Annotated in this window: 17 protein-coding genes and 1 tRNA gene; 7 read left to right on the top strand and 11 right to left on the bottom strand. The window is 56.1% G+C overall.

Translation table 11 applies throughout. The features are described from left to right. Positions 1–47 precede the first annotated feature (47 nt). On the top strand, positions 48–1,256 hold the full coding sequence (locus HMPREF1144_RS04380; protein WP_009651949.1) for a pyridoxal phosphate-dependent aminotransferase: 1,209 nt from the start codon (positions 48–50) through the stop codon (positions 1,254–1,256). 123 nt (positions 1,257–1,379) lie between these two features. Here HMPREF1144_RS04380 and HMPREF1144_RS04385 read toward each other — a convergent pair. Continuing rightward, positions 1,380–1,467, bottom strand: a tRNA-Ser gene (locus HMPREF1144_RS04385). Between the two features lie 141 nt (positions 1,468–1,608). Continuing rightward, a complete protein-coding gene (locus HMPREF1144_RS04390; protein WP_004849566.1) occupies positions 1,609–3,237 on the bottom strand; it encodes an ABC transporter substrate-binding protein in 1,629 nt (542 codons plus the stop codon). A 267-nt stretch (positions 3,238–3,504) separates the two neighbouring features. Between HMPREF1144_RS04390 and yccA the strand changes: the two genes are divergently transcribed. Both yccA and tusE read left to right on the top strand, forming a co-directional pair. Next, positions 3,505–4,164: an FtsH protease modulator YccA gene (gene yccA, locus HMPREF1144_RS04395; protein WP_004100829.1), complete on the top strand. Its 660-nt coding sequence runs from the start codon at positions 3,505–3,507 to the stop codon at positions 4,162–4,164. Between the two features lie 88 nt (positions 4,165–4,252). After that, entirely contained in the window at positions 4,253–4,582 is a 330-nt protein-coding gene (gene tusE, locus HMPREF1144_RS04400; RefSeq protein ID WP_004849563.1) for a sulfurtransferase TusE, read from the top strand. Here the strand turns inward: tusE and yccX are convergent. Genes yccX through HMPREF1144_RS04415 form a run of 3 tightly spaced genes read right to left on the bottom strand, consistent with a single transcriptional unit; the run spans position 4,579 to position 6,269 of the window. Beyond that, positions 4,579–4,860 (bottom strand): acylphosphatase, encoded by a 282-nt coding sequence (yccX, locus tag HMPREF1144_RS04405; RefSeq protein ID WP_004849561.1) that lies wholly within the window; start codon positions 4,858–4,860, stop codon positions 4,579–4,581. The two genes, tusE and yccX, sit on opposite strands and share 4 nt — an antisense overlap. Positions 4,861–4,909: 49 nt before the next feature. Further along, positions 4,910–5,698, bottom strand: coding sequence for a helix-turn-helix transcriptional regulator (locus HMPREF1144_RS04410; protein WP_009651931.1), 789 nt, complete (start codon positions 5,696–5,698; stop codon positions 4,910–4,912). Between the two features lie 16 nt (positions 5,699–5,714). Continuing rightward, the gene (locus tag HMPREF1144_RS04415) at positions 5,715–6,269 is read right to left on the bottom strand and encodes a YbhB/YbcL family Raf kinase inhibitor-like protein (protein WP_009651934.1); all 555 of its coding nucleotides are present in this window, start codon (positions 6,267–6,269) and stop codon (positions 5,715–5,717) included. Between the two features lie 191 nt (positions 6,270–6,460). Here HMPREF1144_RS04415 and rlmI point away from each other — a divergent pair, with 191 nt between their 5' ends. The 3 genes from rlmI to HMPREF1144_RS04430 all read left to right on the top strand — a co-directional run bounded on the left by rlmI (position 6,461) and on the right by HMPREF1144_RS04430 (position 9,198). After that, positions 6,461–7,663, top strand: a complete 1,203-nt coding sequence (gene rlmI / locus HMPREF1144_RS04420) for a 23S rRNA (cytosine(1962)-C(5))-methyltransferase RlmI (protein WP_009651924.1) — start codon at positions 6,461–6,463, stop codon at positions 7,661–7,663. A gap of 60 nt (positions 7,664–7,723) precedes the next feature. Continuing rightward, positions 7,724–8,041, top strand: a complete 318-nt coding sequence (hspQ, locus tag HMPREF1144_RS04425; protein ID WP_009651933.1) for a heat shock protein HspQ — start codon at positions 7,724–7,726, stop codon at positions 8,039–8,041. Between the two features lie 455 nt (positions 8,042–8,496). After that, positions 8,497–9,198 carry a helix-turn-helix domain-containing protein gene (locus HMPREF1144_RS04430; RefSeq protein ID WP_009651930.1) on the top strand — a complete coding sequence of 234 codons (702 nt, stop codon included), beginning with the start codon at positions 8,497–8,499 and terminating at the stop codon, positions 9,196–9,198. A gap of 13 nt (positions 9,199–9,211) precedes the next feature. Here HMPREF1144_RS04430 and HMPREF1144_RS04435 read toward each other — a convergent pair whose 3' ends face one another. From HMPREF1144_RS04435 to HMPREF1144_RS04460, 6 genes are all read right to left on the bottom strand, one after another. Further along, complete coding sequence (locus HMPREF1144_RS04435; protein ID WP_009651919.1) at positions 9,212–10,150, bottom strand: peptidase; 939 nt, start codon at positions 10,148–10,150, stop codon at positions 9,212–9,214. Positions 10,151–10,192: 42 nt separating this feature from the next. Then, the gene (locus HMPREF1144_RS04440) at positions 10,193–13,336 is read right to left on the bottom strand and encodes a glycosyltransferase (RefSeq protein WP_009651928.1); all 3,144 of its coding nucleotides are present in this window, start codon (positions 13,334–13,336) and stop codon (positions 10,193–10,195) included. A gap of 197 nt (positions 13,337–13,533) precedes the next feature. Then, positions 13,534–14,739: an HlyD family efflux transporter periplasmic adaptor subunit gene (locus HMPREF1144_RS04445; RefSeq protein ID WP_004849542.1), complete on the bottom strand. Its 1,206-nt coding sequence runs from the start codon at positions 14,737–14,739 to the stop codon at positions 13,534–13,536. After that, positions 14,736–16,883, bottom strand: coding sequence for a type I secretion system permease/ATPase (locus HMPREF1144_RS04450; RefSeq protein ID WP_009651945.1), 2,148 nt, complete (start codon positions 16,881–16,883; stop codon positions 14,736–14,738). The genes HMPREF1144_RS04445 and HMPREF1144_RS04450 overlap by 4 nt, the downstream gene beginning before the upstream one ends. Beyond that, complete coding sequence (locus HMPREF1144_RS04455; RefSeq protein ID WP_004849538.1) at positions 16,880–18,316, bottom strand: TolC family outer membrane protein; 1,437 nt, start codon at positions 18,314–18,316, stop codon at positions 16,880–16,882. Before HMPREF1144_RS04455 ends, HMPREF1144_RS04450 begins: the two co-directional genes overlap by 4 nt. Positions 18,317–18,483: 167 nt before the next feature. Further along, complete coding sequence (locus HMPREF1144_RS04460; RefSeq protein WP_009651921.1) at positions 18,484–22,605, bottom strand: beta strand repeat-containing protein; 4,122 nt, start codon at positions 22,603–22,605, stop codon at positions 18,484–18,486. 40 nt (positions 22,606–22,645) lie between these two features. Between HMPREF1144_RS04460 and HMPREF1144_RS33975 the strand changes: the two genes are divergently transcribed. Next, on the top strand, positions 22,646–23,694 hold a 1,049-nt coding region (locus HMPREF1144_RS33975), incomplete at its 3' end, for a hypothetical protein (RefSeq protein WP_198286846.1).

A 23,694-nucleotide genomic window follows, 5' to 3' on the forward strand; every position in this document is an offset into this window, starting at 1 on the left:
GGGTACCTAATTGTATTAATTGAATCATTAGATACAAAAGAGGATTTATGAATAACAGTCAAATCGCCCGTCGTATGCAATCCGTACGGCCTTCACCGACCGCGGCCATTTCTGACCAGGTACGGGTACTGGAAGCCGCAGGCAAGCAGGTTATCAACCTGGGCGAAGGGGAACTGGATTTTGCAACCCCGCCCCATATTAGCTATGCGGGCATTGAAGCTATCGTGCATCACCAGACTAAGTATACCGCCGTTTCCGGCACCGCAGCGCTCAAGGCGGCCATTGCCGCCAAGTTCGCTCGCGACAATCAGCTGCGCTACCGTCCGGAAGAGATCATCGCCGGGAGCGGCGCCAAGCAGCTTATTTTCAACGCCTTTCTGGCAACCCTGGACGCCGGGCAGCAGGTGATTATTCCCGCGCCCTACTGGGTCTCATACCCGGATATGGTCTCTCTGGCCGACGGCGAACCGGTGATTGTGCCCTGCGATGAACAACACGGCTGGAAGCTGACGCCGGAACAACTGGCCGCCGCCCTCACCCCGTCAACGCGCTGGTTGATCCTCAATTCGCCGGGCAACCCGACCGGGGCGATTTACAGCGAACAGGAGCTGCGCGCGCTGGCAGACGTGCTGGCGGACTACCCGCAGGTGCTGGTGATGGCCGACGACATTTACGAACCGCTGCGTTACGACAATACCCCGTTCACCACGTTTGCTCAGGCCGCGCCGCAGCTGGTTTCGCGTACGCTGACGGTGAACGGCGTGTCCAAAAGCCACGCCATGACCGGCTGGCGTCTGGGCTATGCGGGCGGGCCGCAGTGGCTCATTGCCGCCATGCAGATCCTGCAATCACAAAGCACCTCCAACCCCAGCGCGATTTCGCAGGCTGCGGCGGTCGCTGCCCTTAACCATTCGGCGGACTTCTTAGAGGACTGGCTGCACACGCTGGATAAGCGCCGTCTGCAGGTGCTGGGGATGATTGCCGCTACCGAAGGCCTGAGCGCTGGCATCCCCCAGGGCGCATTCTATGTGTTTGCCAACTGCCAGCAGCTCATTGGGCGAGTGACGCCCACCGGCGAACCCCTCCGCGACGACAGCGGGCTGGCGAACTGGCTGTTAGAACATACTCAGGTGGCCGTGTTACACGGGTCCGCGTTCGGCATGCCGGGGTATTTACGTATTGCCTACGCGGTAGAAGATGGGCTGCTGACGCAGGCCTGTCAGCGGATTGCCGAAGCCTGCGCGCAGCTGCGTTAGGTACAGGTTGAGGCAGCGTTTACCTACGCGGAAGCTGCATCAACGCTTAATCTGGATAATGGTGCAACAGAAAGCATATAAAACGAAAAACCCCGAGCTATTAAATAGCTCGGGGTTTATATTTGGCGGAAGCGTAGAGATTCGAACTCTAGAACCCTTTCGGGTCGCCGGTTTTCAAGACCGGTGCCTTCAACCGCTCGGCCACGCTTCCAATGAGGCGCACTATAAACACCTCTGTTCAGGCTGTAAAGCACCAATTTATTCAACTGCCTTAAAATTAAACAAAAACGCGTTATTCGTCTGAAATTCAGGCAGTTTGCGCAGATTTTCAGCGCAAACCACCCTCTTCGCGTTAATGTTTTTTGATGTACATATCTTTGGTGTAGTAATACCCCAGCTTATCCGGCGTAAATCCCCCTACCCATGGCTTGACCAGATGGGTGCGCACGTAGTGATAGACCGGAATGGCCGGGACATCCTGACCTAACAGATCCTCCGCCTGCTGGTAGAACTTGCCCCGTGCCGTCGTGTCAGAGGCTTTTGCCGCATTGCGCAGCGCCTCATCGTAGGCCGGGTTGCTGTACTGGCTGGTATTTTCACTGTCGCCGGTGCGGAAGTTATTGAGAAACGTCGCGGCGTCGTCATAGTCGGCTATCCACGCGTAGCGGACGGCGTCAAAATTGTGCGTATGCATGGCGTCGAGCATGGTCTTCCACTCCTGGTTTTGCAGCTTCGCCTCAACGCCAAGATTCTTTTTCCACATTGAGCTGGCGGCGATGGCAATTCGCTGGTGAGATTCGGACGTGTTATAGAGCAGATTAAAGACCAGCGGATGGGTCTCATTATACCCGGCCTCGCTCAATAGCTTTTTCGCCTCGGCGATGCGCTTCTCGCGCGGCCAGCTGGCGTACTCGGGATTGTGCAGATTCACCCCGCCGATGTCAGGCTGGCTGATAAGCCAGGCCGGACGCTGCCCCTGCCCCAGCACCTTCTCCGCGATAATGTCTTTATCGAGGGCCATATTCAGCGCCCGCCGTACGCGCGGGTCGTTAAACGGCGGCCGGGTGGTGTTGAATTCGTAATAATAGGTGGCCAGCTGGGGCGAAACATCCAGCTGATCGCCCATGGTTTTTTTGAGCTGGGCAAACTGATTAATCGGTACCGTATACACAATATCGATCTCTCCCGCCTTATAGCGGTTGACGTCGGCGGTTTCAGAGCTTATCGGCAGGTACGTCACCTTATTGATGACCGTATGCGCGTTATCCCAGTAGCGCGGATTGCGCTCGGCCACAATGCGCTCATTCACCACCCACTGCGACAGCTTATAGGGCCCGCTGGTTACGATATGCTCCGGTTTGGTCCATTTGTCGCCGTAGCGCGATATCAGCACTTTATCGAGCGGAACTAAAGATGGGTGCGCCAGCATCGCCAAAAACGCCGCATTCGGCTGAGTTAAGGTGACCTCAAGGGTGGCATCATCTACCGCTTTGACGCCCAGCGTCTCGGGCGCTTTTTTCCCCTGCGCGATTTCCGCACCGTTGACGATATGCATATTGCCGGGATAGCTCGCGTAAGGCGACGCCGTGAGCGGCGACACCAGACGCTGCCAGCTCCAGACAATATCCTGCGCCGCGATCGCCGTACCGTCGGACCAGGTCACACCGGGACGCAGGTGGAACGTCCAGACGGTGTTGTCCTTATTCTCCCACTTATCCGCCAGCCGGGGCTCAATCTCTCCTGTTGGCGATACGCTGACCAGACCTTCAAAAAGATCGCTGATAATGTTGTTTTCAACGTCGCTTTCCACTTTATGCGGATCCAGCGACGACGGTTCGCTACCGTTATTTCTGACCAGTTCTTGCTTTTCGGCCAACGCCGTTCCCGGCGGTACCTGAGCGGCCAGCGCCGGGATGACCATGGAGAACAGACCGACGGCCACCAGTACGCGTGTGATGTGATTATATTTTTGTGTTTTCATATCCCTTGCCTTAGTTACGCTTCGTGAGTACCCTCTCCAGAGTTAGTCGCAGAATGGCTATAACGCAATATTTTTCAGTGAGTTATCAGATTTCGATCTGACTCCGGAAGGCGAACAAATAAAAATGCCACTTATTCTGTTTATCCTGGAATAATATGCTGCATTCAGCCCGCTGGCTTTGAGTAAAGATGGGTAAAAGCATTAGGGCTTAGGCCCTGTTTTTTTTATGCTTCGTTATTAATTACATCTGTCATAAGAGAGTGACTCATGGATCGTATAATTACATCGTCGCGAGACCGTTCATCGCTACTTAGCACGCACAAAGTTCTGCGGAACACCTATTTCCTGCTTAGCCTGACGCTGGCATTTTCCGCTATTACGGCGACGGCCAGCACGGTGCTGATGCTGCCTTCTCCGGGCCTGATTCTGACGCTGGTCGGTATGTACGGCCTGATGTTCCTGACCTATAAAACCGCGAATAAGCCAACGGGTATCATTTCCGCGTTCGCCTTTACCGGTTTTCTGGGCTACATCCTGGGGCCAATGCTTAACGCCTACCTGTCTGCGGGTATGGGCGATCTGATTGGCCTGGCGCTGGGCGGTACCGCACTGGTGTTCTTCTGCTGCTCGGCCTACGTGCTGACCACCCGTAAAGATATGTCCTTCCTCGGCGGAATGCTGATGGCGGGCGTGGTGGTCGTGCTCATCGGTATGGTTGCCAACATTTTCCTGCAGCTGCCGGCTCTGCATCTGGCGATTAGCGCGGTGTTTATCCTGATCTCTTCAGGCGCCATTCTGTTTGAGACCAGCAACATCATCCGCGGCGGTGAAACCAACTACATCCGCGCGACCGTTAGCCTGTACGTCTCGCTGTACAACATCTTCGTCAGCCTGCTGAGCATCCTTGGCTTCGCCAGCAGAGACTAATCCTCTCCCCGTCTGTACTCAGGCCCCGCTTATGCGGGGCCTTATTTTTTGCTACACTGCCGCCATTTTCAGCGGTATGTGAAGAATCATGTTTATCTTTGAAGGCAATGAAATAGAGACCGATAGCGAAGGCTATCTGAAGGACACAACCCTGTGGAACGAAGCGATGGCGGCCGTTATCGCCGAGCAGGAGGGCATCAGCCTGTCCGTTGAGCACTGGGAAGTGGTGCGCTTTGTGCGCGACTTTTATCTGGAATTTAACACCTCACCGGCGATTCGTATGCTGGTGAAGGCCATGGCGAACAAGTTTGGCGAAGAGAAAGGCAACAGCCGCTATCTCTACCGCCTGTTCCCGAAAGGCCCGGCTAAGCAGGCGACAAAAATCGCCGGACTGCCTAAACCGGTTAAATGCATCTAATACAAAATGGCGAATTTCTGCCACTCTCTGGTGGGCTGATGGGGCTCGGTCAGAACCCTGTCCACCCGCGCGCTGCGCGGCCCACCGGCCTTCAGCCAGGCAATAAGTTTCTCCACCTGGTCTGGTTCTCCGCAGGCCAGAACCTCCACGCCGCCGTCGTCGAGATTGCGCGCGTATCCCGTTAATCCCAGCTGCAGCGCCTCGCGCTGGGTCGAATAGCGAAACCCGACGCCCTGAACAGAGCCGTATACCCACGCCATCGTGCAAACCGTTGCCATGTTCCCCCCTTTTCGGCCAATGACTCAATACAGAGGATAGCAAATTCCGTCAGCGTACATGCTTAGGTAATAATCCATAGTGCTGACGAAAACGGGCGCTAAAGCGCGAGCCTGACAGGTAGCCGCTGCTTTGCGCAATGTCGCCAATGGGTCGCGACGTAGACTGTAATTGCCCCAGCGCGTAGGCCATACGGACCTCTTCCACGATCTGGCGGAAGCTCCGGGACTCCTGCTGCAAACGACGGCGCAGCGTCGATTCGCCAAGAAAGAGCATTTTAGCCACTTTCGCCACGCTCCACGCTTCGGCAGGCGACAGCATAATAATTTGCCTGACCTGACCGGTTATGTCCTCGCGCCGCTCGTTGAGCAGCGGCCCTGCGTAGCCAGCCTGATACAGCGCCAGCAGCAATCCCATCGCCTGATGGTGCTGCAGTTCGGCGCTTAGCCCCTCCCGTACCGCCCGCAGGACGCTTTGCCACATAAACGACATTTCCGGCGCCAGCGGCGCGCAAAGCGACGTCAGACGACCGGTCTGCGCCTCGCTCATATAGCGGTGCTTAAAATCCGCCAGCAGTTCCGGCGTAAGCGAGAGCAGGTCGGAGCAAAACAGCCCGTTTTCCGGCTGATTAATCACCTCGAGCTCAACCTCGGCGGGCAAAATAATCAGCTGCTGCGGCGTTGCCAGCATCTCGCTGGCACCCTGCACAATGACCTTACTGCCGCGGTTTACCCGGCAGATCGCGGGCGAGAACAGCGTGACGCGGTGCAGTTTGCATAAACGACGGGTAGTGATTTCCGCCGCCGTTAACGCGTTATGGTGAAAATGGATGTTCCGCATCATGCCGCCCTTTTTATTATCTTCCGGCCAGCGCCGTTAACTGCGCGCTGGCGATAGCGTGGCTGTGTAACATAAATCCGACTAACGCCCCGCTGGCCTCGCCATCAATGGGCAGCGTCGGGGTATCAAGCGCCCATACCGTAAAGCGGTAGCGATGCGGTTTATCTCCGGCGGGCGGACACGCGCCGCCAAAGCCCGCATAGCCAAAGTCATTGCGCCCCTGTATCGCCCCGGCGGGCAGTTTAGCGTTATTTTTGTCTCCGGCGCCAGCGGCTAAGCCAGTCACCTGTTGGGCTATATTCACCACCGTCCAGTGCCACCAGCCGCTCCCGGTCGGCGCATCCGGATCGTAAGCGGTCACCGCGAAACTGCGGGTACCCGCCGGAGCATTTTTCCAGGCGATCTCCGGTGAGATATTGCCGCCGGTGCAGCCAAAACCGCCAAACCAGTGCGTCTGCGCCAGCGTCTTGCCGTCGCGCATATCCGCGCTGCTGACGCTAAACGGCGCGGCAATCACCGTCCCGCTCATAATGACCATCATCGCGGCTGCGACCTTCAATCCTGTTTTCATCGTATTTTCCTCCGTCAGGTGAGGAAATACTGTAAGATCCCGGCAAGTTTTTTATTGTGCCAAAGCGCCTGCGTTTTGTGCCGAAACGCTCACTTGTCGATACCGGTGGAATGGTGCTTGCCTCAGCCACTTGTGCTAACCTACGCGCCATTTTTTCGGTGCCGACATTCCCGTTGCTTAAAGGTAGCCCCATGACAGACTCCATTTTCCCCCGCTTAGTGTTAACCAAAGGACGCGAGAAATCCCTGCTGCGTCGCCATCCGTGGATCTTCTCCGGCGCCGTCGCCCGGATGGAAGGTAAAGCCCGTTCAGGTGAGACCATCGATATCGTTGATTCGCAGGGAAAATGGCTGGCCCGCGGCGCCTATTCGCCGTCTTCACAGATCCGCGCCCGCGTCTGGAGCTTCGATCGCAATGAAGCCATTGATAACGCCTTTTTCGAACGTCGCCTGCAGCAGGCGCAAACCTGGCGCGAGTGGCTGGCGGCCCGCGACGGGCTCGATAGCTATCGCCTGATAGCCGGTGAGTCCGACGGCCTGCCGGGCGTGACCATCGATCGTTTTGGCGACTTTTTTGTACTGCAGCTGCTGAGCGCCGGTGCCGAATACCAGCGGGCGTCGATTGTCAGCGCGCTGCAAACCCTGTTTCCGAACTGCGCTATCTACGATCGTAGCGACGTCGCGGTGCGTAAAAAAGAGGGGCTGGAGCTGGCGCAGGGGCCGGTTGTCGGCGAACTGCCGCCTGCCCTGCTGCCGATTACCGAGCACGGTATGCAGCTGCTGGTAGACATTCAGGGCGGCCACAAAACCGGCTATTACCTTGACCAGCGCGACAGCCGCCTGGCGACCCGTCGCTACGTCGCTGATAAGCGCGTGCTGAACTGCTTCTCCTATACCGGCGGTTTTGCCATCTCCGCGCTGATGGGCGGCTGCCGTCAGGTTGTCAGCGTTGACACCTCGCAGGAGGCGCTGGACGTCGCAAAGCAGAACGTTGAGCTGAACAAGCTGGATCTGTCTAAAGCGGAGTTCATCCGCGACGACGTCTTCAAGCTGCTGCGGAAATATCGCGACGCCGGCGAAAAGTTTGACGTGATTGTGATGGATCCACCGAAGTTTGTTGAAAACAAAAGCCAGCTGATGGGCGCCTGCCGCGGCTATAAGGACATCAACATGCTGGCGATTCAGCTCCTGAATCCCGGCGGCGTCCTGCTGACCTTCTCCTGCTCCGGCCTGATGACCACCGATTTATTTCAGAAAATCATTGCCGATGCCGCCCTGGATGCCGGACGTGATGTACAATTTATAGAACAGTTCCGCCAGGCTGCCGACCACCCGGTGATAGCAACCTACCCCGAAGGGCTGTATCTGAAAGGGTTTGCTTGCCGCATCATGTAACTTGAAAAGTGGAGAATCGGCCCGCATATAGCAGGTAATCATGTCTCCCAGGAGGTGCTTATGATAGCCAGCAAATTCGGTATCGGCCAACAAGTTCGCCACACGCTTTTGGGCTACCTGGGCGTGATCGTCGATGTCGATCCCGAGTACTCGCTCACGGAGCCGGAAGAGGATGAAATCGCCGCTAACGACGAACTGCGCCTTGCGCCCTGGTATCATGTGGTGATGGAAGACGATGATGGCCAGCCGATTCACACTTATCTCGCAGAAGCGCAGCTGAGCAGCGAGCCCAGCGATGAACATCCTGAACAGCCGTCGCTGGACGAACTGGCCCGAACCATTCGCCAGCAGCTGCAGGCGCCTCGATTGCGCAACTAGTCATTTGTGGGTTTTACGCCTGGATACCGCCAGGTTTAAAACCCCGTTGGCTATTTTCATCTCCTCCTTGCCGCCGCGTACGCGGCAAATAGGATAAATAATAAACGCCGCGCTTTTTTTATTTAATAAACACATATACCTACCTGACTCACTCCGCTTATCGCGCGTTAAAAAATAAAAAGCGAAGCGAGAAATTCCTCACGCGCAACAACATGCCTTCTTGCGCAAAAAGACCAGCCACAAAAAAAGACCTACCTGGCTTAAAAAACAATAAAAAATCAATTTATATTGACTAATATGAATTACAGGCTTTAGATTACAAATCGTAATTTATAGCAGGAAAATAATCCTGGCAATGTTCGATAAGTTGCCAACTGAAAGAATATTATTGATTATTTGATGCGTACAATATCCACTCAATAATATTTTTAACTCATTGTTTTAAAAGGGTAACAATGAAGAGAAATAATCACTCGCTGCTCCGCGATGAAATTTTAAGCAAAGTCGTGAAACCCACCGATCATATTGAAAAATTGATTGAGATAATCGCTAAAGAGCATACGCCCTGCACCATTAGCAAAAAACGCAACATCAGCCTGACGCGGAATGGTGAAAAACAGTGCCTCATTTTATTCGACGGGAGCGTGGCGTTAAACCGCATAAGCGATGGGATGATCCTTAATGCTGAAAGCGCACCGTTTATTTTTGGTGCCAGCTGCCAGCTGGCATATACCCGCCATCTGTATGTTAAAACGAAAGAAACATCGCGCTTACTTTTGATTCCACAACGTTTTTTTCATGAGCAGGTCGTCAAATATCATCTCTGGCAATCGCTGGCGATGCTGCAGGATTATAGTTCAGCCAAAGTCTATGCCCATTGCATGACGATATCACAACTCTCCGCATACGAAATTATACGTAGCCATCTACTCGAACTTATTGATGAACCAAATGCAATTAAAAACAACATCACTGCTGTGAATTATATTATGGACCACTCTTTTTTGTCCCGCAGCGGCATCATGCGGGTATTATCGAAGCTGAAGAGTGACGGCTATATCCATTTATCGCGCGGCATCCTGACGGATATTATTGACCTGCCGGAAAAGATGAACAGGCTTTATTCAAAATCCGGGCCCGCGCAGCCAGCAGAATGAGTGTGCATACCGCTTACTTTTTATTCTGCGCCGTCGCGGCTAACGCCTGGCAAATCAGGCGACTGTACCGCCCGTCACGCTGCTGCTGTTCACTCCAGCGGATATTGGGCAGCTTCATTTCACGAGAAATGCGCCGGCTGCTGAGCGCAAGCTGCTGAAAAAAAGGCGCCAGCATCGCGCCGCCGGGCACCGTCCGGGTTTGAAACACCGGGCTGCCGTCGGCATAGCGATACGCCAGCGCGTTATCCGGCACTAGCGTGGCGGCAAACGCCTGCTGCGCATAGCTGGCCCAAAAGGTGGCCGCGCTATAGCCGCGAGAAACGTTGCTCTCGCAGGCAATCTCCCCGGGTGAAGGCACGACTCTTTCCTGCGCGGGTCTGAAGGCATTTTCCATCCAGCGCGCCATACCTTCCAGGTACCATTTCTGTTTAAAAACCCCGTAGCCGTATTGATACAAATGAAATAATTCATGCGCTGGCGTAATGTTGCGCGCCGGCCGCAGCGCGGCGTTAAGGACAATTTTTAAGCCGCAGGGCAGCGCCGTTCCGTCACCCATGGTTTCTGCCGCCACCCGATCGAAGGCCAGGCCGTGACCTTTGGGGAGCGTCAGCAGGTAGATGTTGATCTGTCGGGCCTGGCGATAAATTTTCTGCTGCAGCGGCGAGCGCAGGCCCAGCAGCGACGTATAAAGATATTGCGCCGCCTGGAGCTGGCTCGCAATGTCCTTCACGACATCCGGCACGCCGTCGCCGGTACTATCCTGCGGATATTGCAGGGCGTCCTTACCCTGCAGGCTGTAGTAAATATGAACGTCATCCACGACGTGCGCTTTTTCCAGGCGATGCGCATGAAGCAAAGAGCCGGGAACGCAGCGGGAAACCTGCACAACATCGCGCGCCAGCAGCGGCCAACAGCAGCAGGATGCCAGCAGGAGCGCGATGACTCGCCTCATCGCCACGCCTGAGAGCCGCGGGAATAAAAAAGGCGCTGACGGTTAGCCAACGTTAACTGCCCGAGGGCGCTTTTTTTCCAGCCCGTTTCCGCGCTCCGCACCGGCATCCAGCTGTCGCTCGCTTGTCTGCAGCCATGCCGCCCAGCGTCCGGCGATAGCGCTGCCGTAGTAGCGCTGGGCGTTGCGCAGCGCGGCCTGCTGCATACTTTGCTGCAGCGACTTGTCGGAGATAACGGCGATCAGCGCCGCCGCCAGTGCCTCCTCATCGCCGCAGGGCACCAGAATCCCCGCCTCCCTGTCCTGCAGGATGTCGCGCGGACCGTACTTAATGGCAAAGCTAATCAGCGGCGTACCGTAGGCCATCGCCTCCACGGCGGAGAGAGACTGCCCCTCCTGGGTCGAACAAAGCACCGTGCAGCAGGCCGTTTTATGCACCAGCGCGATGTCGGAGGTGAAGCCGTTGATATGGATCGCCTTCTCCAGCCCCCACTCCGCCACCCGCGCGCTTAAGCTGCGCCGCAGCGGCCCGACCCCGTAGGTGTGCAGCTGCGCATCGGGGATCGCCGTCAACACTTTACGAAAGGCGTTCAGCAGCAAGGCATGCTGCTTCTCTTCCGAATAGCGCGCCAGATAAATGACCGTCTGCGACGGCGCTTTCTGCGGGTTCGCCGGAATATTGCCGTTATCGAGATGATTGGGGATCACCGCCATCCGCGCGGCCGGGAAGCTCTCCAGCTGCAGGTCCTGCCACTGCTCATCGGTGAGGACAATCAGCCGATCGACAAGCTCCGGCTGTTCGAGGATATGCCGGTAGGAGCTTTTCAGCGCGCCGTTAGACAGCTGATGATGGGAGTGAATAATCGCGCTCAGCGTACACGCCATGCGCTGTGCGGGCTGCGAGCAGACGAAGCTTTTCCACGTTTTATTTTTATCGACGATAAAATGCCAGCGCCCTTTTTCCGCCAGCCGGGTTTCCAGCATCCACGCATAAAACGCCTCTTCCTGAGCAAAGCGTTTGACTTCACCACCCGCCAGGGCAATTTCAAGCTGGCTTAGCTGCACGTTGCCCTTTTTCTCGTCAAAGCTTTTGCGCAGCAGAATATTGCCGGCGCTATCAATATAGTCTTCGATGATTCTCCCCTGCGGACGCAGCAGGAAGTTGTGTTTACCCACCGCGACATCCGCGCCGGGATTGACGGCATGCCTGAGCTCGATATTGCCCACCAGCGGCGCCAGCGCAGCGATCGCGTTCATCTCAAAGCAATCGCTGAGCCACTCATAGAGGTTATAAACCGGCACCTCTTCGGGCAGCGCGCCGCGTGCTTTCAGCGCCCGCACCGCTCTGGACAATTCGGGATTCCACGTCGCGGTAACTATCCAGGGCACGGTGCGCAAATGTTCGGTAAAGAGCTTCGCCCGCCGCATGGCCGCCACCTCAATACCGTTGCAGACGTCGCGCAGCGTCTCCAGCAGAAAAACGGGGATCGCGTTATTCGACGGCGGCGCGTCGTCCTGCGGGAGCAGCGGCTTTTTTGCCGCTAAATGGTATTTCTGATAGGCGATAAAGCCGGAAAGGTAGTGCTCGACGTCATCGATACGCACGCGGTAGCTGTGGTGGCGAATAAAGAAGCTGTTGACGATCCGTGCGGGATTTTTAAAAAACATCGCCAGCTCAGGCCAGAAGAAGCCGTTCAGCAAATAGCGCGCCCGAACTTCCAGCGCCTGCCAGAACTTCTGCTGGTCAAAATCCGCCAGCAGATGGCGATGCTCGGGCGAGGCGTCCAGACGGGTCACCATCTCAGATGCCGCCATCATTAATTCCAGCAGCGTGGGATAGGTGGTGACGCGATGCAGCACAAAATCAAGATGATCGCGCACGTTGTTCAGGCCAAAGCGAAAGTACTTCTCTTCCGGGCGAAAGCGGGTTAACTCATTAACGCAGTAGCTCAGCCAGTGGTCATGGTGCTGCCAGTGCTTATTTTTAATGAAATAGGCGAAGGCTTTTTCCACCATCTCCAGCCACTGCGGCGCTTTGGTCAGGCCGTACAGGCGCATAAGGGCAAAAGCCGCTTCGCCATCGTAATAAATGATGCGGAATTTGCCTTTCAGCGACAGATCGTGGCTATTCAATACGTGAACAAACTGGCCGCTGAGCGGATCCTGCATAAAGGCGATGCCGGTCGCCAGCTGCGCCATCAGCGGCAGATATTGCCGGTCTCCGGTCGTCTCGGTATATTTCACCAGCGCCAGGATACTTACCGCGTTACCGCCGAGCTTGATCTCATCGCCCACGTCGCAGAGAAACGCCGCCTCGCGGCCATCGTCCAGCGTCCGTACTTCGATCAGCGTATTAACCAGGTACGCAATCGCGCGGTCTATCGCCTGACGAACCGACGGCTGACGGGTCGCTTCCCAGCCCTCAATCAGCGAATAGGTGGAGCTGGCGTGGCGCAGCGCGTTATAGGATCGGACCGGGCGGTCGAAACAGGGAAACCAGCCGTAATGATAGAGGCCGTCTTGCTTTACCTGACGGGCCAGATAATCGGTGCCTTTTTTAATCACCTCGGCGAGGCACTCGTCCTGCCAGTTTTCCCCGATAACGCGATAGCCGGAACCTCGACCGCTCTGTTCCATCACTTTTGACCCAAAACGATCGCAGAAGATCCCCTGCGTTTTAAAGCGCCAGAGCGGCAGCTGCGGATCCTGCGGCCAGCTCAGCGTCTGCTTAAACCGCCGCTGGGCATAGTTTTCCAGATTGACGCTATTCGGCGCCACAACGCCGTTATCGCCATCGTAGAGCAGCGCGTTGCCGGCAATTTCCTGCTCGAGCATTGCGCAATTAAACTGCGGGTCAAATGCGAGGCCAAAGCGAAAATAGTTACGCTTGGTGACCATGAATTTTTCATTGAGGGATTGCCAGCTGAGCTTTTCCACGCTGTCCACGACGTCAACCCGCAGCCACTGCGGTTCGCGGTCCTGTTTTTTACGCCACTCCTGCAGCGCTCTGGCCCCCGCCAGCCACGCGAGATCGAAGCTGGTACCGCGAGAAATATGCATATGCGCGCGTGATTGGCCATCGCTGACGCTAAAGAAGATTACCCATGCCGGATAGTCAGAAGGCAATACGGTGGATTTTAATTTTTTCGCCTGAAAGCAGGCTTGTTGCAGTAAATCACTTAGCGCCATCTTCCCCTCTCCGTTTATTCAAGAATGCGTTGAATGTTTAAAAATTATTATCAGAGACTGCAAACAAACCCATTTTAGATATTGCGCCGATGTCTCGTCCCGGCACACTCCCCGGCGGCGGCGCTCAACGCGCCTTGTCCGGGCTGGCGGACCGTAAACGGCGATGACCCGTAGCCGATAATAAGCTCGCCCGTTGATTAACGTTCCCTTAAGGCTTCTTTTGCCCGATTAAACGGTTTGACCAGATAATCCATGACCGTTTTTTCGCCGGTCTTAATATCAACGGTGGCAATCATTCCCGGGCCAATTAAAAAACGCTTGCCGCTTTTATTTTCCAGGTAATCATAATCAGTGCGAATAAACACCCGATAGTAGTAAACATCCGGTTTAGCTTCATCCTGAGTGGTATCTGGCGATATAGTTTCCACCACGCCGTTCAGCGCGCCATAGATGGCATAATCATAGGCCGTAATTTTCACCAGCGCCTGCTGGTCAGGATGAATAAATGCGATATCACGAGGTGAAATCCGCGCTTCGATTAATAACCGGCCATCGACCGGAACAATTTCCATCAGCTCGCCGTTGGGCGCAATAACCCCACCAATCGTATTGACCTTAATATTTTTAACGATCCCCTGCACCGGCGAACGGACGGTTAAGCGCGTGACCGAATCGGCGCGCCCCTTTATCACTTCCGCCAGGCTGGCCACGTCGGCATTGGCTTTTGACAACTGTTCACGCGCGTCAACAAAATAGCGGGTATTGAGATCGATCTTTTTAAAACTAATATCCGCGACCTGCTGGCGAAGACGCAGCACTTCGACATTGCTCGCCGCCCCGGTTTTCGCCAGCCTTTCGGTGATGGCCAGTTCGCTATTCACCAGTTTTAACGACTCGTCCAGCTGGCGCGTCGATTTGCTCAGCTGCTCTTTGCGGCTATGGTACAGACGCGTCTCCTCCGCCAGCAGCGCGGGCCAGGCTTTCAGGGAGTCGGGAAACGCCAGCGGCTGATTGTTCACCTCGGCGGTTAAGCGAATGCTCGCCGCCAGCGAGGCGCGATATTTCGCCTGGCTTTCGCCGACGTTAGATTCGCTGCGGGTGGGATCGAGGCGCGCCACAACCTGTCCGGCTTGTACCTTGCTGCCTTCCCGTACGTTCAGCTCGGTTAAAATACCGCCGTCGAGGGTTTGTATCACCTGCTCCCGCGAGCTGGGGATCACTTTCCCGGTACCGGTTGAGACTTCGTCCAGTACCGCGAACCATGCCCAGACGCCGCCCACCAGCAGCATAACGGCCAGCAGGAGAATCAGCCGCCGCGATTTAACAATTTTCGCCTCGTCTTCTTCGCTATCCGGCAGCAGCGCCACCGGGTCGTGATCGGCCATCAGGGGGATTTTATTCATATGTTCACCACCTGGCCGCGGGCTTTCTCTTGCTCAAAAACCGTTGCTTTGGGTTTATCCAGCGCCAGCTGCCCGTCCTGGATAACCAGGATCCGGTCGACGATATTAAGCACCGCCGCTTTATGCGTGGCGATGATCATCGTTCGCTCGCCGGCCCACTGCGCCAGCTGTTCCACAAAGGCCTTTTCCGTTCGCTCGTCGAAAAACGAGGTCGGTTCATCGAGCAGGATAATGTTCGGATCGCGCAGCAGCGTTCTGGCCAGCAGCAGCGACTGCCGCTGGCCGCCTGACAGCCCCAGTCCGCCTTCCATAACGACGTGTTCAAGACCGAGGGGCAGTTTGCGCACAAACTCCAGCGCTCCGCACAGGGTAAGCACCGAGAAGATTTCATCATCCGTCGCCGCCGGTCGCCCGAGGATCAGATTCTCGCGCAGGGTGCCGTGGAACAGCCGCGCCTCCTGGGTCAGCAAGGTGGCGTTGCGGCGAATATCCGCGAGGTCGATCTGCGGCAGGCTTATATCATCCAGCCGCAGCTCGCCCGAAACCAGCTCGACGTTGCCCATCATCGCCTGCAGCAGGGTCGATTTACCGGCGCCGATTCGCCCAAGGATGGCGATTCTCTCGCCGGCTTTAATGGATAACTGGTTGATACGCAGCGGGATCGCGGCATCGTTAAGGCCGTAGCGGAATTCCGCCTGCCGGAACTCGTAATTGCCGTGCAGCACGGCGCGGTGAACCCGGGTTTCGTCCTGCCCCCCTTCGACCGGCAGCGCCATCAGATTATCGAGGCTGGCCTTCGCCGTTTTCACCTGCTGCCAGCGAGCGAGTACGCCGCACAGCGCGGTCATCGGCGCCACCATGCGGGTCGAGAGCATTGATGCCGCCACCATCGCCCCGGTGGTGATGTCGCCATTAATCACCAGCGGCGCGCCGACCACCACCACCGTGGCATAGAGCAGGTTTTGCACCGACATTCCCCAGCTGACCAGGCCGTGGGTGAGCCTGCGCGTTTTGACCCCCGACTCGGCGGTAATGGCAATATAGCTATTCCACTGATGCAAAAAGCGGCTTTCCGCCTGCATCATTTTGATGTCCTGCAACCCCTGAATGCTTTCCACCAGAATGGCGTTACGCAAGGTATTTTCATGCTGGTTTTTATTGGCCAGCGCCGCGAGCTTGCGCTGCAGCAGCAGGCCGGGCAGGATCATCAGAATCGTCGCCACCGGCGCAATCCAGCTTAGCCACGGCGAGACGATAAACAGCACCACCTGAAACAGCAAAAAGAACGGTAAATCCGCCACGATAGTCATCATCGTTGAGGTCATCATTTCGCGCACCTGCTCCAGCTCGCGGATTTGCGAAATAAAGCTCCCCGTCGAGCGCGGTACCGCGCTGTTTTTCAGGCGCAGCGCGTGGCCGAAGACCCGGTCAGAAACGCGAATATCCCCGCGTTTACCGAGCAGATCCGTGACGTGCCCGCGCATAATTTTCAGCACAAAAGCAAATACCGCCGCCAGCAATACGCCGCTGAACAGGACATAAAGAGTGGGATAAGACTGCGCCGGGATCACCCGATCGTAAACCTGCATCGAAAACAGAATACCGCTCAGCGCAAGAACGTTTATGGCAAAAGACGCCAGCATCACGTGCAGGTAGGGGCGAATATCTTTCAGCACAATTTTACGCAGCCAGTCCGGCTGAAAGCGGGCCAGGTAGCTCTCGGTGCGAATATCCCTTTCCGGCGCTGACGGGCGAAACGCAATGGTCTTTTCAATTTCCGGCAGCAGGGTTTCCAGCGGGCAGTAGCTGAGCAGCGCGAGCTCCTTCACAAACCGTACCCCGACGGCGTTATTAACGTCAAAGCTTTCGAGCACGGCGACTTGCCCGTCGCGCAGCTGGACGACCAGCGGTAGCCGCCAGGCCGACATTTTCTCATCGCCCGGAGATAAAAACTGGCAGTTTAGCCCGGCGTGGCGCGCCAGGTGCCGGAGCGCCTCCGGCAGGGTTTTCTGCGTCGCCCACTCGGCGGCGGCATGCAGCGTGCCGGGAGAAAAGCTTTGTCGATAGTGGTTAGCAATAAAAGCAATCGCATTAGACCAATCGAGCAAATGCGGTATCCCGGCGCGTTCGTTTTGTGAGGTCATGGGCGGATCTCCACGCCCTGGATATTTTGTTTTTCCAGCGCGAACACCGAGCGCATCTTGCCGGTGCTGAACAGGCAGTCCAGCTCCAGCGAACGCAGTTGTGATTCCGTCAGGACCTGGCTAAATCTGGCCTGGTAAATTTCCTGATCGACGTTGAGCAGATCCAGCAGCGGCCGCGAGCCGAGCTGAAGATACTGATCCTGATACAGCGCCCGGGTTTGCTCACCCAGCTGCTGCTGACGTTTCTGAATCCCCAGCGACTGGGCAAGATTAACCGCTTCATCGCGAGAGGCGTTGAGCTTCTGGCTGGCGTCCAGCTGGGCGGTTTTGATCGCCGCATTCGCCGCCGCCAGACTTTGCTGGGCGGCGTCGCGGGAGGCGGTCATCGCACCGCCCTGATAGATGGGCATTTGCACTTTCACCCAGGCGGAGTATTGCGTTTTATTCAGTACCGCGCTGTTGGCGTAGTTATCGTTGAGGTAATGGGTGACTTCCGGCTCAAGGGAAATCGTCGGCAGCATTTGCGCGTTGGCGTTATCCAGCTGAGCCTGCGCCTGGCCGGCCTGGGCCAGCGCCGCTAATACCGCCGGAACAGAGCGGTAATCGATTTTGGATACCGCGCAGGCGGCGTCCATCCCCTGCGGAAGGTCATCCGTCACCGTGGCAATGCCGCCGATGCCGATATAGGTCGCGAGCGTGGCTTTCCAGCGCTGAAGGGCCGCCTGATATTGCAGGAGCGTAGATTGCGCGCCCTCCACGCGGGTATCGGTCTGCACAACGTCCGATAACGATGACGCCCCCGCATCGTTGCGCTGGCGAATAAGATCGCCAATTTGTTTAAGCGAATTGACCTGCGCTTTAGCGATGTCGACCAGCTTTTGATAGCCCTGCACCTGCACTACCGCCGCGGCGGTGTCGTGAGCGACCTGGTCGATATTCAGCATGACGGTGGCCTGCTGCTGGGCCACGCCGGAGTCGGCGGCTCTGACCGAACTGGACACTTTGCCGAAGTCGTAAAGCATTTGCGATACCGAGACGACCAGCGATGGCGTATATCCGGCATCAGAATAAGTATTACTATAACCATTATTCATACCCGCACTAATTTGCGGGTAATATTTGGCTTTCGCCACGTCAACTTTCTGCGCCATTTCCTGGAGTTTGCTGACCTCCTGGGTAATCGCCGGATGCCAGTTGACCGCATTTTTTACCGCTTTTTTAATATCCAGCGGGCCGGATATTCGGGTCTGGCTATTAATAATCTCTTCATTATACCCCGCGACCTGTTGGCTATCGGTTAAACGCTGGCTGCTAATATCATTCGGCATCAAGTATGAATTTTCCGCATGACCTGAAAACGACGGATTCAAAGCAATAAAGAGAGCGGTATAGCCGCAGGTTATGACATTCCTTTTTTGTTTAAATAGACGCATCAAATTTACCCTTCAGAATTCACGCACTGAAAAAACGGATATAATAATTTCCGCATCATTATTTTTATTAAATAACGGTCTGCTATCTCCCGGATCGCTGCCCGATTCATTCCTCCGCAATAAATAATCTGGACGGCACTTCCGTGTGCCGTTCGCTATAACGCCGATTAGTTGGAGTTATTTGTATCAAGCAGCTCGTTGAGCGAATTGATATGCACCCCTTCCAGCGTAATTAAGGTTGTTGATTGATGGTCACCGGCCCCGCCGTCGCGGTCGATGGATACCACCGTGTTATTGCCAACGTAGCTCAGGGTCACATAGTTGCCCAGACTGCTGCTGTTCCCATCCCAGTCAACCAGCAGCGCCGATACATCGATATGATCCCCTTGCGCAACCGAGAAATCCTTCCAGGTATCGCTGCCGTTGCCGCCGGTATTGTCATCGGCCAGCAGGTTGTAAACCACCGTATCGGCCCCGATACCCAGGGTGAAGGTATCGTCATAAGCGGTGCTGTGGATATCATCGCCGTTCACGCTGCCGGTAATCTGCGGATGCAGATCGATGGTCAGCGTCGCCGCGGAAGAAACGCCATTGCTGTCGTTTACCGTGTAGGCGAAGACCTCCTTGTGCGTGATTGTCGACACATCCATCCCTGCCTTCAGACTGTAGGTATAAGAACCATTATTCGCCATCGTCAGGGTGCCATAGTCACCGTAAATTGTGACGCTGCTTCCGGTTACTGCGCTACCGTTGCTGGTGGTGATACTGCCATTACTGTTGAAGGTCCAGGATTCGGCACTGCCAGAGGAAGTATGTCCGGCGACGGTGTATGAGGCATACAGCACGCCATGGAAATCTTCCGTACCGCCCGAGTTGTTTCCGTTCTGGATATTCCCACTGACGTTAGTTCCTGCCACCGTATAATGCGTTGCGGTATCAATCGTCGTACCTGCGATCGTTGCGCCTACCGTATAGTTCGGTGGTGTTGTGACGAAATTATCAAGAGTGGCAGTAGCTTTAGAAGCCAGGACCATCTCGTAATTTCCTTCGCTCAATGCCACACCCGTTAGCGTTAGCGTATCCGTAGCGCTCGCTGTTGCGCCGATAATCGTGGTCAAGCTTTCTGTCGGCGTCCCTTGCCATACCAGGACCTTACTGCCATCGCTGAGTACGTGATAAATGCTGACCGTGCTGTCAATCCTGACGATATTGACCACCGAGCCACTCGCGGTGTAGTTCACTTTCACCGAGAGGGTATCCATTTCGCGATCGGCTCCCACGCTAAAGTTAATCAACTTACTCGCTGATACTCCGCTCCCGCTCGACTTACCGCTTGTGTTCAGCCCAGAGGTGTCAATCGCTGGAACATTCACCGTTGCCAGCGCCGTTGCCACGTTCAGCGCAACCACGTCATTCACCGCCAGCGAAGCCGGGCTGTCGATATCGAACGTCAGCGTCGTGCTCGCCGTGTGGCCCAGACTGTCGGTTATGGTGTAGGTAAAGACTTCCGATTGGCCGACGCTATTCACTCCGCCATAAGGCTGATAGGTATAGCTACCGTCGCTATGGATGGTCAGCGATCCCCAGGCACCGGCTATCGTCGTTCCGCTGCTGGTGACCGATACCGGATCGGCGTCGGTCACCGAGGTGGCGGTGACGCTCGTCACCTTAATATTTACCCCGGTGTCCGCCACGTCGCCGTCGCCATCGCTTTGCAGGACGTTACCCGTCAGGCTGTCGGTGTGATAGCCCTCAGAGTCGGTGACCGACACGTTGATAAAGGTGCCCAGGTTCAGGTCCAGCAGCGCGCCCAACAGGCCGCCGGTATTCGGTGAAGAGACCACCGCCGTGTACGATCCTGAAGGTAACATTGAGGACCAGCCGCCGCCGCTGTAGTCCAGGCTGAGACCCAGTCCGTCAACATTAATATTGACGGCGTTGGTCAGAACCTGCACCACTTCGCCGGTCGCCTTATCGACGATAGAGAGATCCGCCGTAAAGGACGATGCGCCACCCAGCAGGCTCAGCAACGTGCTCAGGGCCGCGCCCAGGCTCAGGCCGGTGGTCCCAGAGACAGAGAGAAGCACTTTTTCGTTTGCCCCCGCGGCGACGTCAAAGTCAAAACTATTGCCGTTGAGTAAGCCAACGTTGACGGAACCGAGTAACGAGACGCCGACAAGTTGGCCAACGGTACCGCTTTCTCCGTTGAGCGTATCGAACGTCGCGGTCAGATCCGTTTCCTGAGCATCCGGATTGGCCTGCGCCGGTTCGATGTTGCCGCCGATATTAATCGTCAGGTTAGTCGTCGAGGTATTGCCCGCTTCATCGGTAATGGTATAGCTAAAGACATCCGATTGACCGATAGCGGCCCCGCCTTTGGTCAACTGGTAGCTATAGCTGCCATCAGAGTGAATCGTCAGTACCCCATAAGCCCCGGTGATATTGACGCCAGCGCTGGTCACGTTAACCGGGGTCGATCCGTCGACGGAGTCCGATACCGCACTGGTGACCGAGATGCCCTGACCGCTATCCTGCATATCGCCGCTGGCGGTGGTATCCAGCACGTTACCTTCAATGGCGCCGACGCTATAGCCAACGGAATCCGTCACGTCCACGTTGACGAAGCTTGCCACCTGGGCCGCCGCCAGCGCGTTGATCAACGATACCAGGGGGCCGTTACTTTCCGGCGCAGAGATAACCATGGTGTAGTCGCCCGCCGGCAGATTGGCGAAGGAGACCGTGCCGTTATAGGAGAGCCCGCCAAGCAGGCTCGCCGAGATAGAGACGCTGTTTTCCGCAATCGCCACGACTTCGCCGGTGACCGTATTCACCACCGACAGATCGGCCGTCAGGGTATTTCCTGCCCCCAGCAGGTTGACGATAGTGGTCAGCAATCCGCTCGCCGTCAGCAGCGAGTTGCCGTTCACCGATACCGTCATATCCTCAACGGTTCCGGAACCCACGCTAAAGCGCAGATTATTGCCCGACAGCAGCGAGACATCGACGGTGCTGAGTAACGTCAGGCCAACCAGTTGACCGCTGGTACCGCTGACGTTGTTCAGGTTACCTTCCAGCGCGACAACGTCCGGGCTGTTGCTATCGGGGATGGCCTCGATATCGCTGTCCGAATCCGAATCGCTGTCAGAGTCCGAATCGCTGTCTGAATCCGAGTCACTGTCAGAGTCCGAATCGCTGTCAGAATCCGAATCGCTGTCAGAATCCGAATCACTGTCGGAATCCGAGTCACTGTCAGAATCCGAATCACTGTCGGAGTCAGAGTCGCTGTCGGAATCCGAATCACTGTCGGAGTCGGAATCGCTGTCAGAATCCGAGTCGCTGTCTGAATCGGAGTCACTGTCGGAGTCGGAATCGCTGTCAGAATCCGAATCGCTGTCAGAATCCGAGTCGCTGTCGGAATCCGAATCGCTGTCGGAATCCGAGTCACTGTCAGAATCCGAATCACTGTCGGAGTCAGAGTCGCTGTCAGAGTCCGAATCACTGTCGGAGTCGGAGTCGGAATCAGCATCGCTATCCGTATCATCGGCCAGGCCAATATTAATGGTCAGCGTCGTCGTTGCCGTATCGCCATCCGCATCCGTAATGGTGTAGGTAAAGACCTCCGTTTGACCGACAGAGTCAGCGTCTCCGGTCGCGTGATAGGTGTAAGAACCATCGGCATAGATCACCAGCGTACCGTAGGCGCCCTCAACGATCGTCCCCCCCGAGCTAACCGGTTCCGCCGTTGCCCCCGGAACCGAGGTCGCAACGATGCTGGTCACAGTAATATCCGTACCGGTATCGCCGACGTCCCCACCCGCATCCGTCTGCAGTACGTTACCGCTGATAATCGCGGACTCGTATCCTACGGAGTCGGTTACCGCCACATCCACCGCGGTCGCTACGCTGAGATTCGCCAGGAAATTCACCAGCGTCGGCAGCAGCCCGGTATTCGTTGGCGACGAAATCACTACCGTATAGTTCCCCTCCGGCAGGTCGCTGAAGCTCGCGCTACCGCTGTAATCCAGGCTGACGCCTCCCGCCGTAATAGTCACCGCATTCGACGCCAGCGCAACCACTTCTCCGGTCACCGTATTCACCACCGCGAGATCGGCCTGGAAGGTATTCGTTCCACCCAGCAACAGCAGTAGCGTATTAATCAGCGCCGCCGAGCTCAGCGTGGTGCCACCGGAAATATCCAGTGCCACATCCTGAGTCGTTCCACTCGCGACAGTAAAGTCAAAGTTATTACCGCTAAGCAGCGAAACATCGACCACGCCAAGCAGGTTCACGCCTGTCAGCTGGGTAATCGTACCGTTTACCCCGTCGAGATTGTCATGGTTCTCAGAGATCAGCGCGGTATTGGTATCCGCATTGGCCTGCGGGATATCCGAGTCGCTGTCGGAGTCCGAGTCGCTGTCAGAGTCGGAATCGCTGTCAGAATCCGAATCGCTGTCAGAATCCGAATCGCTGTCAGAATCCGAATCGCTGTCAGAGTCAGAATCGCTGTCGGAATCCGAGTCGCTGTCGGAGTCCGAATCGCTGTCAGAATCCGAGTCGCTGTCAGAGTCCGAATCGCTGTCAGAGTCAGCATCGCTGTCCGAATCCGAGTCGCTGTCTGAATCCGAGTCGCTGTCCGAATCCGAATCGCTGTCAGAATCCGAATCGCTGTCAGAATCCGAATCGCTGTCAGAGTCGGAATCGCTGTCAGAATCCGAGTCGCTGTCGGAGTCCGAGTCGCTGTCAGAGTCGGAATCGCTGTCAGAATCCGAGTCGCTGTCGGAGTCAGAGTCCGAGTCGCTGTCTGAATCGGAGTCACTGTCGGAGTCGGAATCGCTGTCAGAGTCAGCATCGCTGTCGGAATCGGAGTCGCTGTCGGAGTCAGAATCGCTGTCGGAATCCGAGTCGCTGTCGGAGTCAGAGTCAGAGTCCGAATCACTGTCGGAATCGGAGTCGCTGTCAGAGTCAGCATCGCTGTCGGAATCCGAGTCGCTGTCTGAATCCGAGTCGCTGTCGGAGTCCGAGTCGCTGTCCGAATCCGAATCGCTGTCAGAATCCGAATCGCTGTCAGAATCCGAATCGCTGTCAGAATCCGAATCGCTGTCAGAGTCGGAATCGCTGTCGGAATCCGAGTCGCTGTCGGAGTCAGAGTCAGAGTCCGAATCACTGTCGGAATCGGAGTCGCTGTCAGAGTCAGCATCGCTGTCGGAATCCGAGTCGCTGTCAGAGTCGGAATCGCTGTCGCTATCCGAGTCACTGTCGGAATCGGAATCGCTGTCGGAGTCAGAATCGCTGTCAGAGTCAGAATCACTGTCAGAGTCAGCATCGCTGTCCGAGTCAGAATCACTGTCAGAGTCGGAGTCACTGTCCGAATCCGAGTC

This window comes from Klebsiella sp. OBRC7 (assembly GCF_000293135.1).
Taxonomy (GTDB): domain Bacteria; phylum Pseudomonadota; class Gammaproteobacteria; order Enterobacterales; family Enterobacteriaceae; genus Klebsiella; species Klebsiella michiganensis.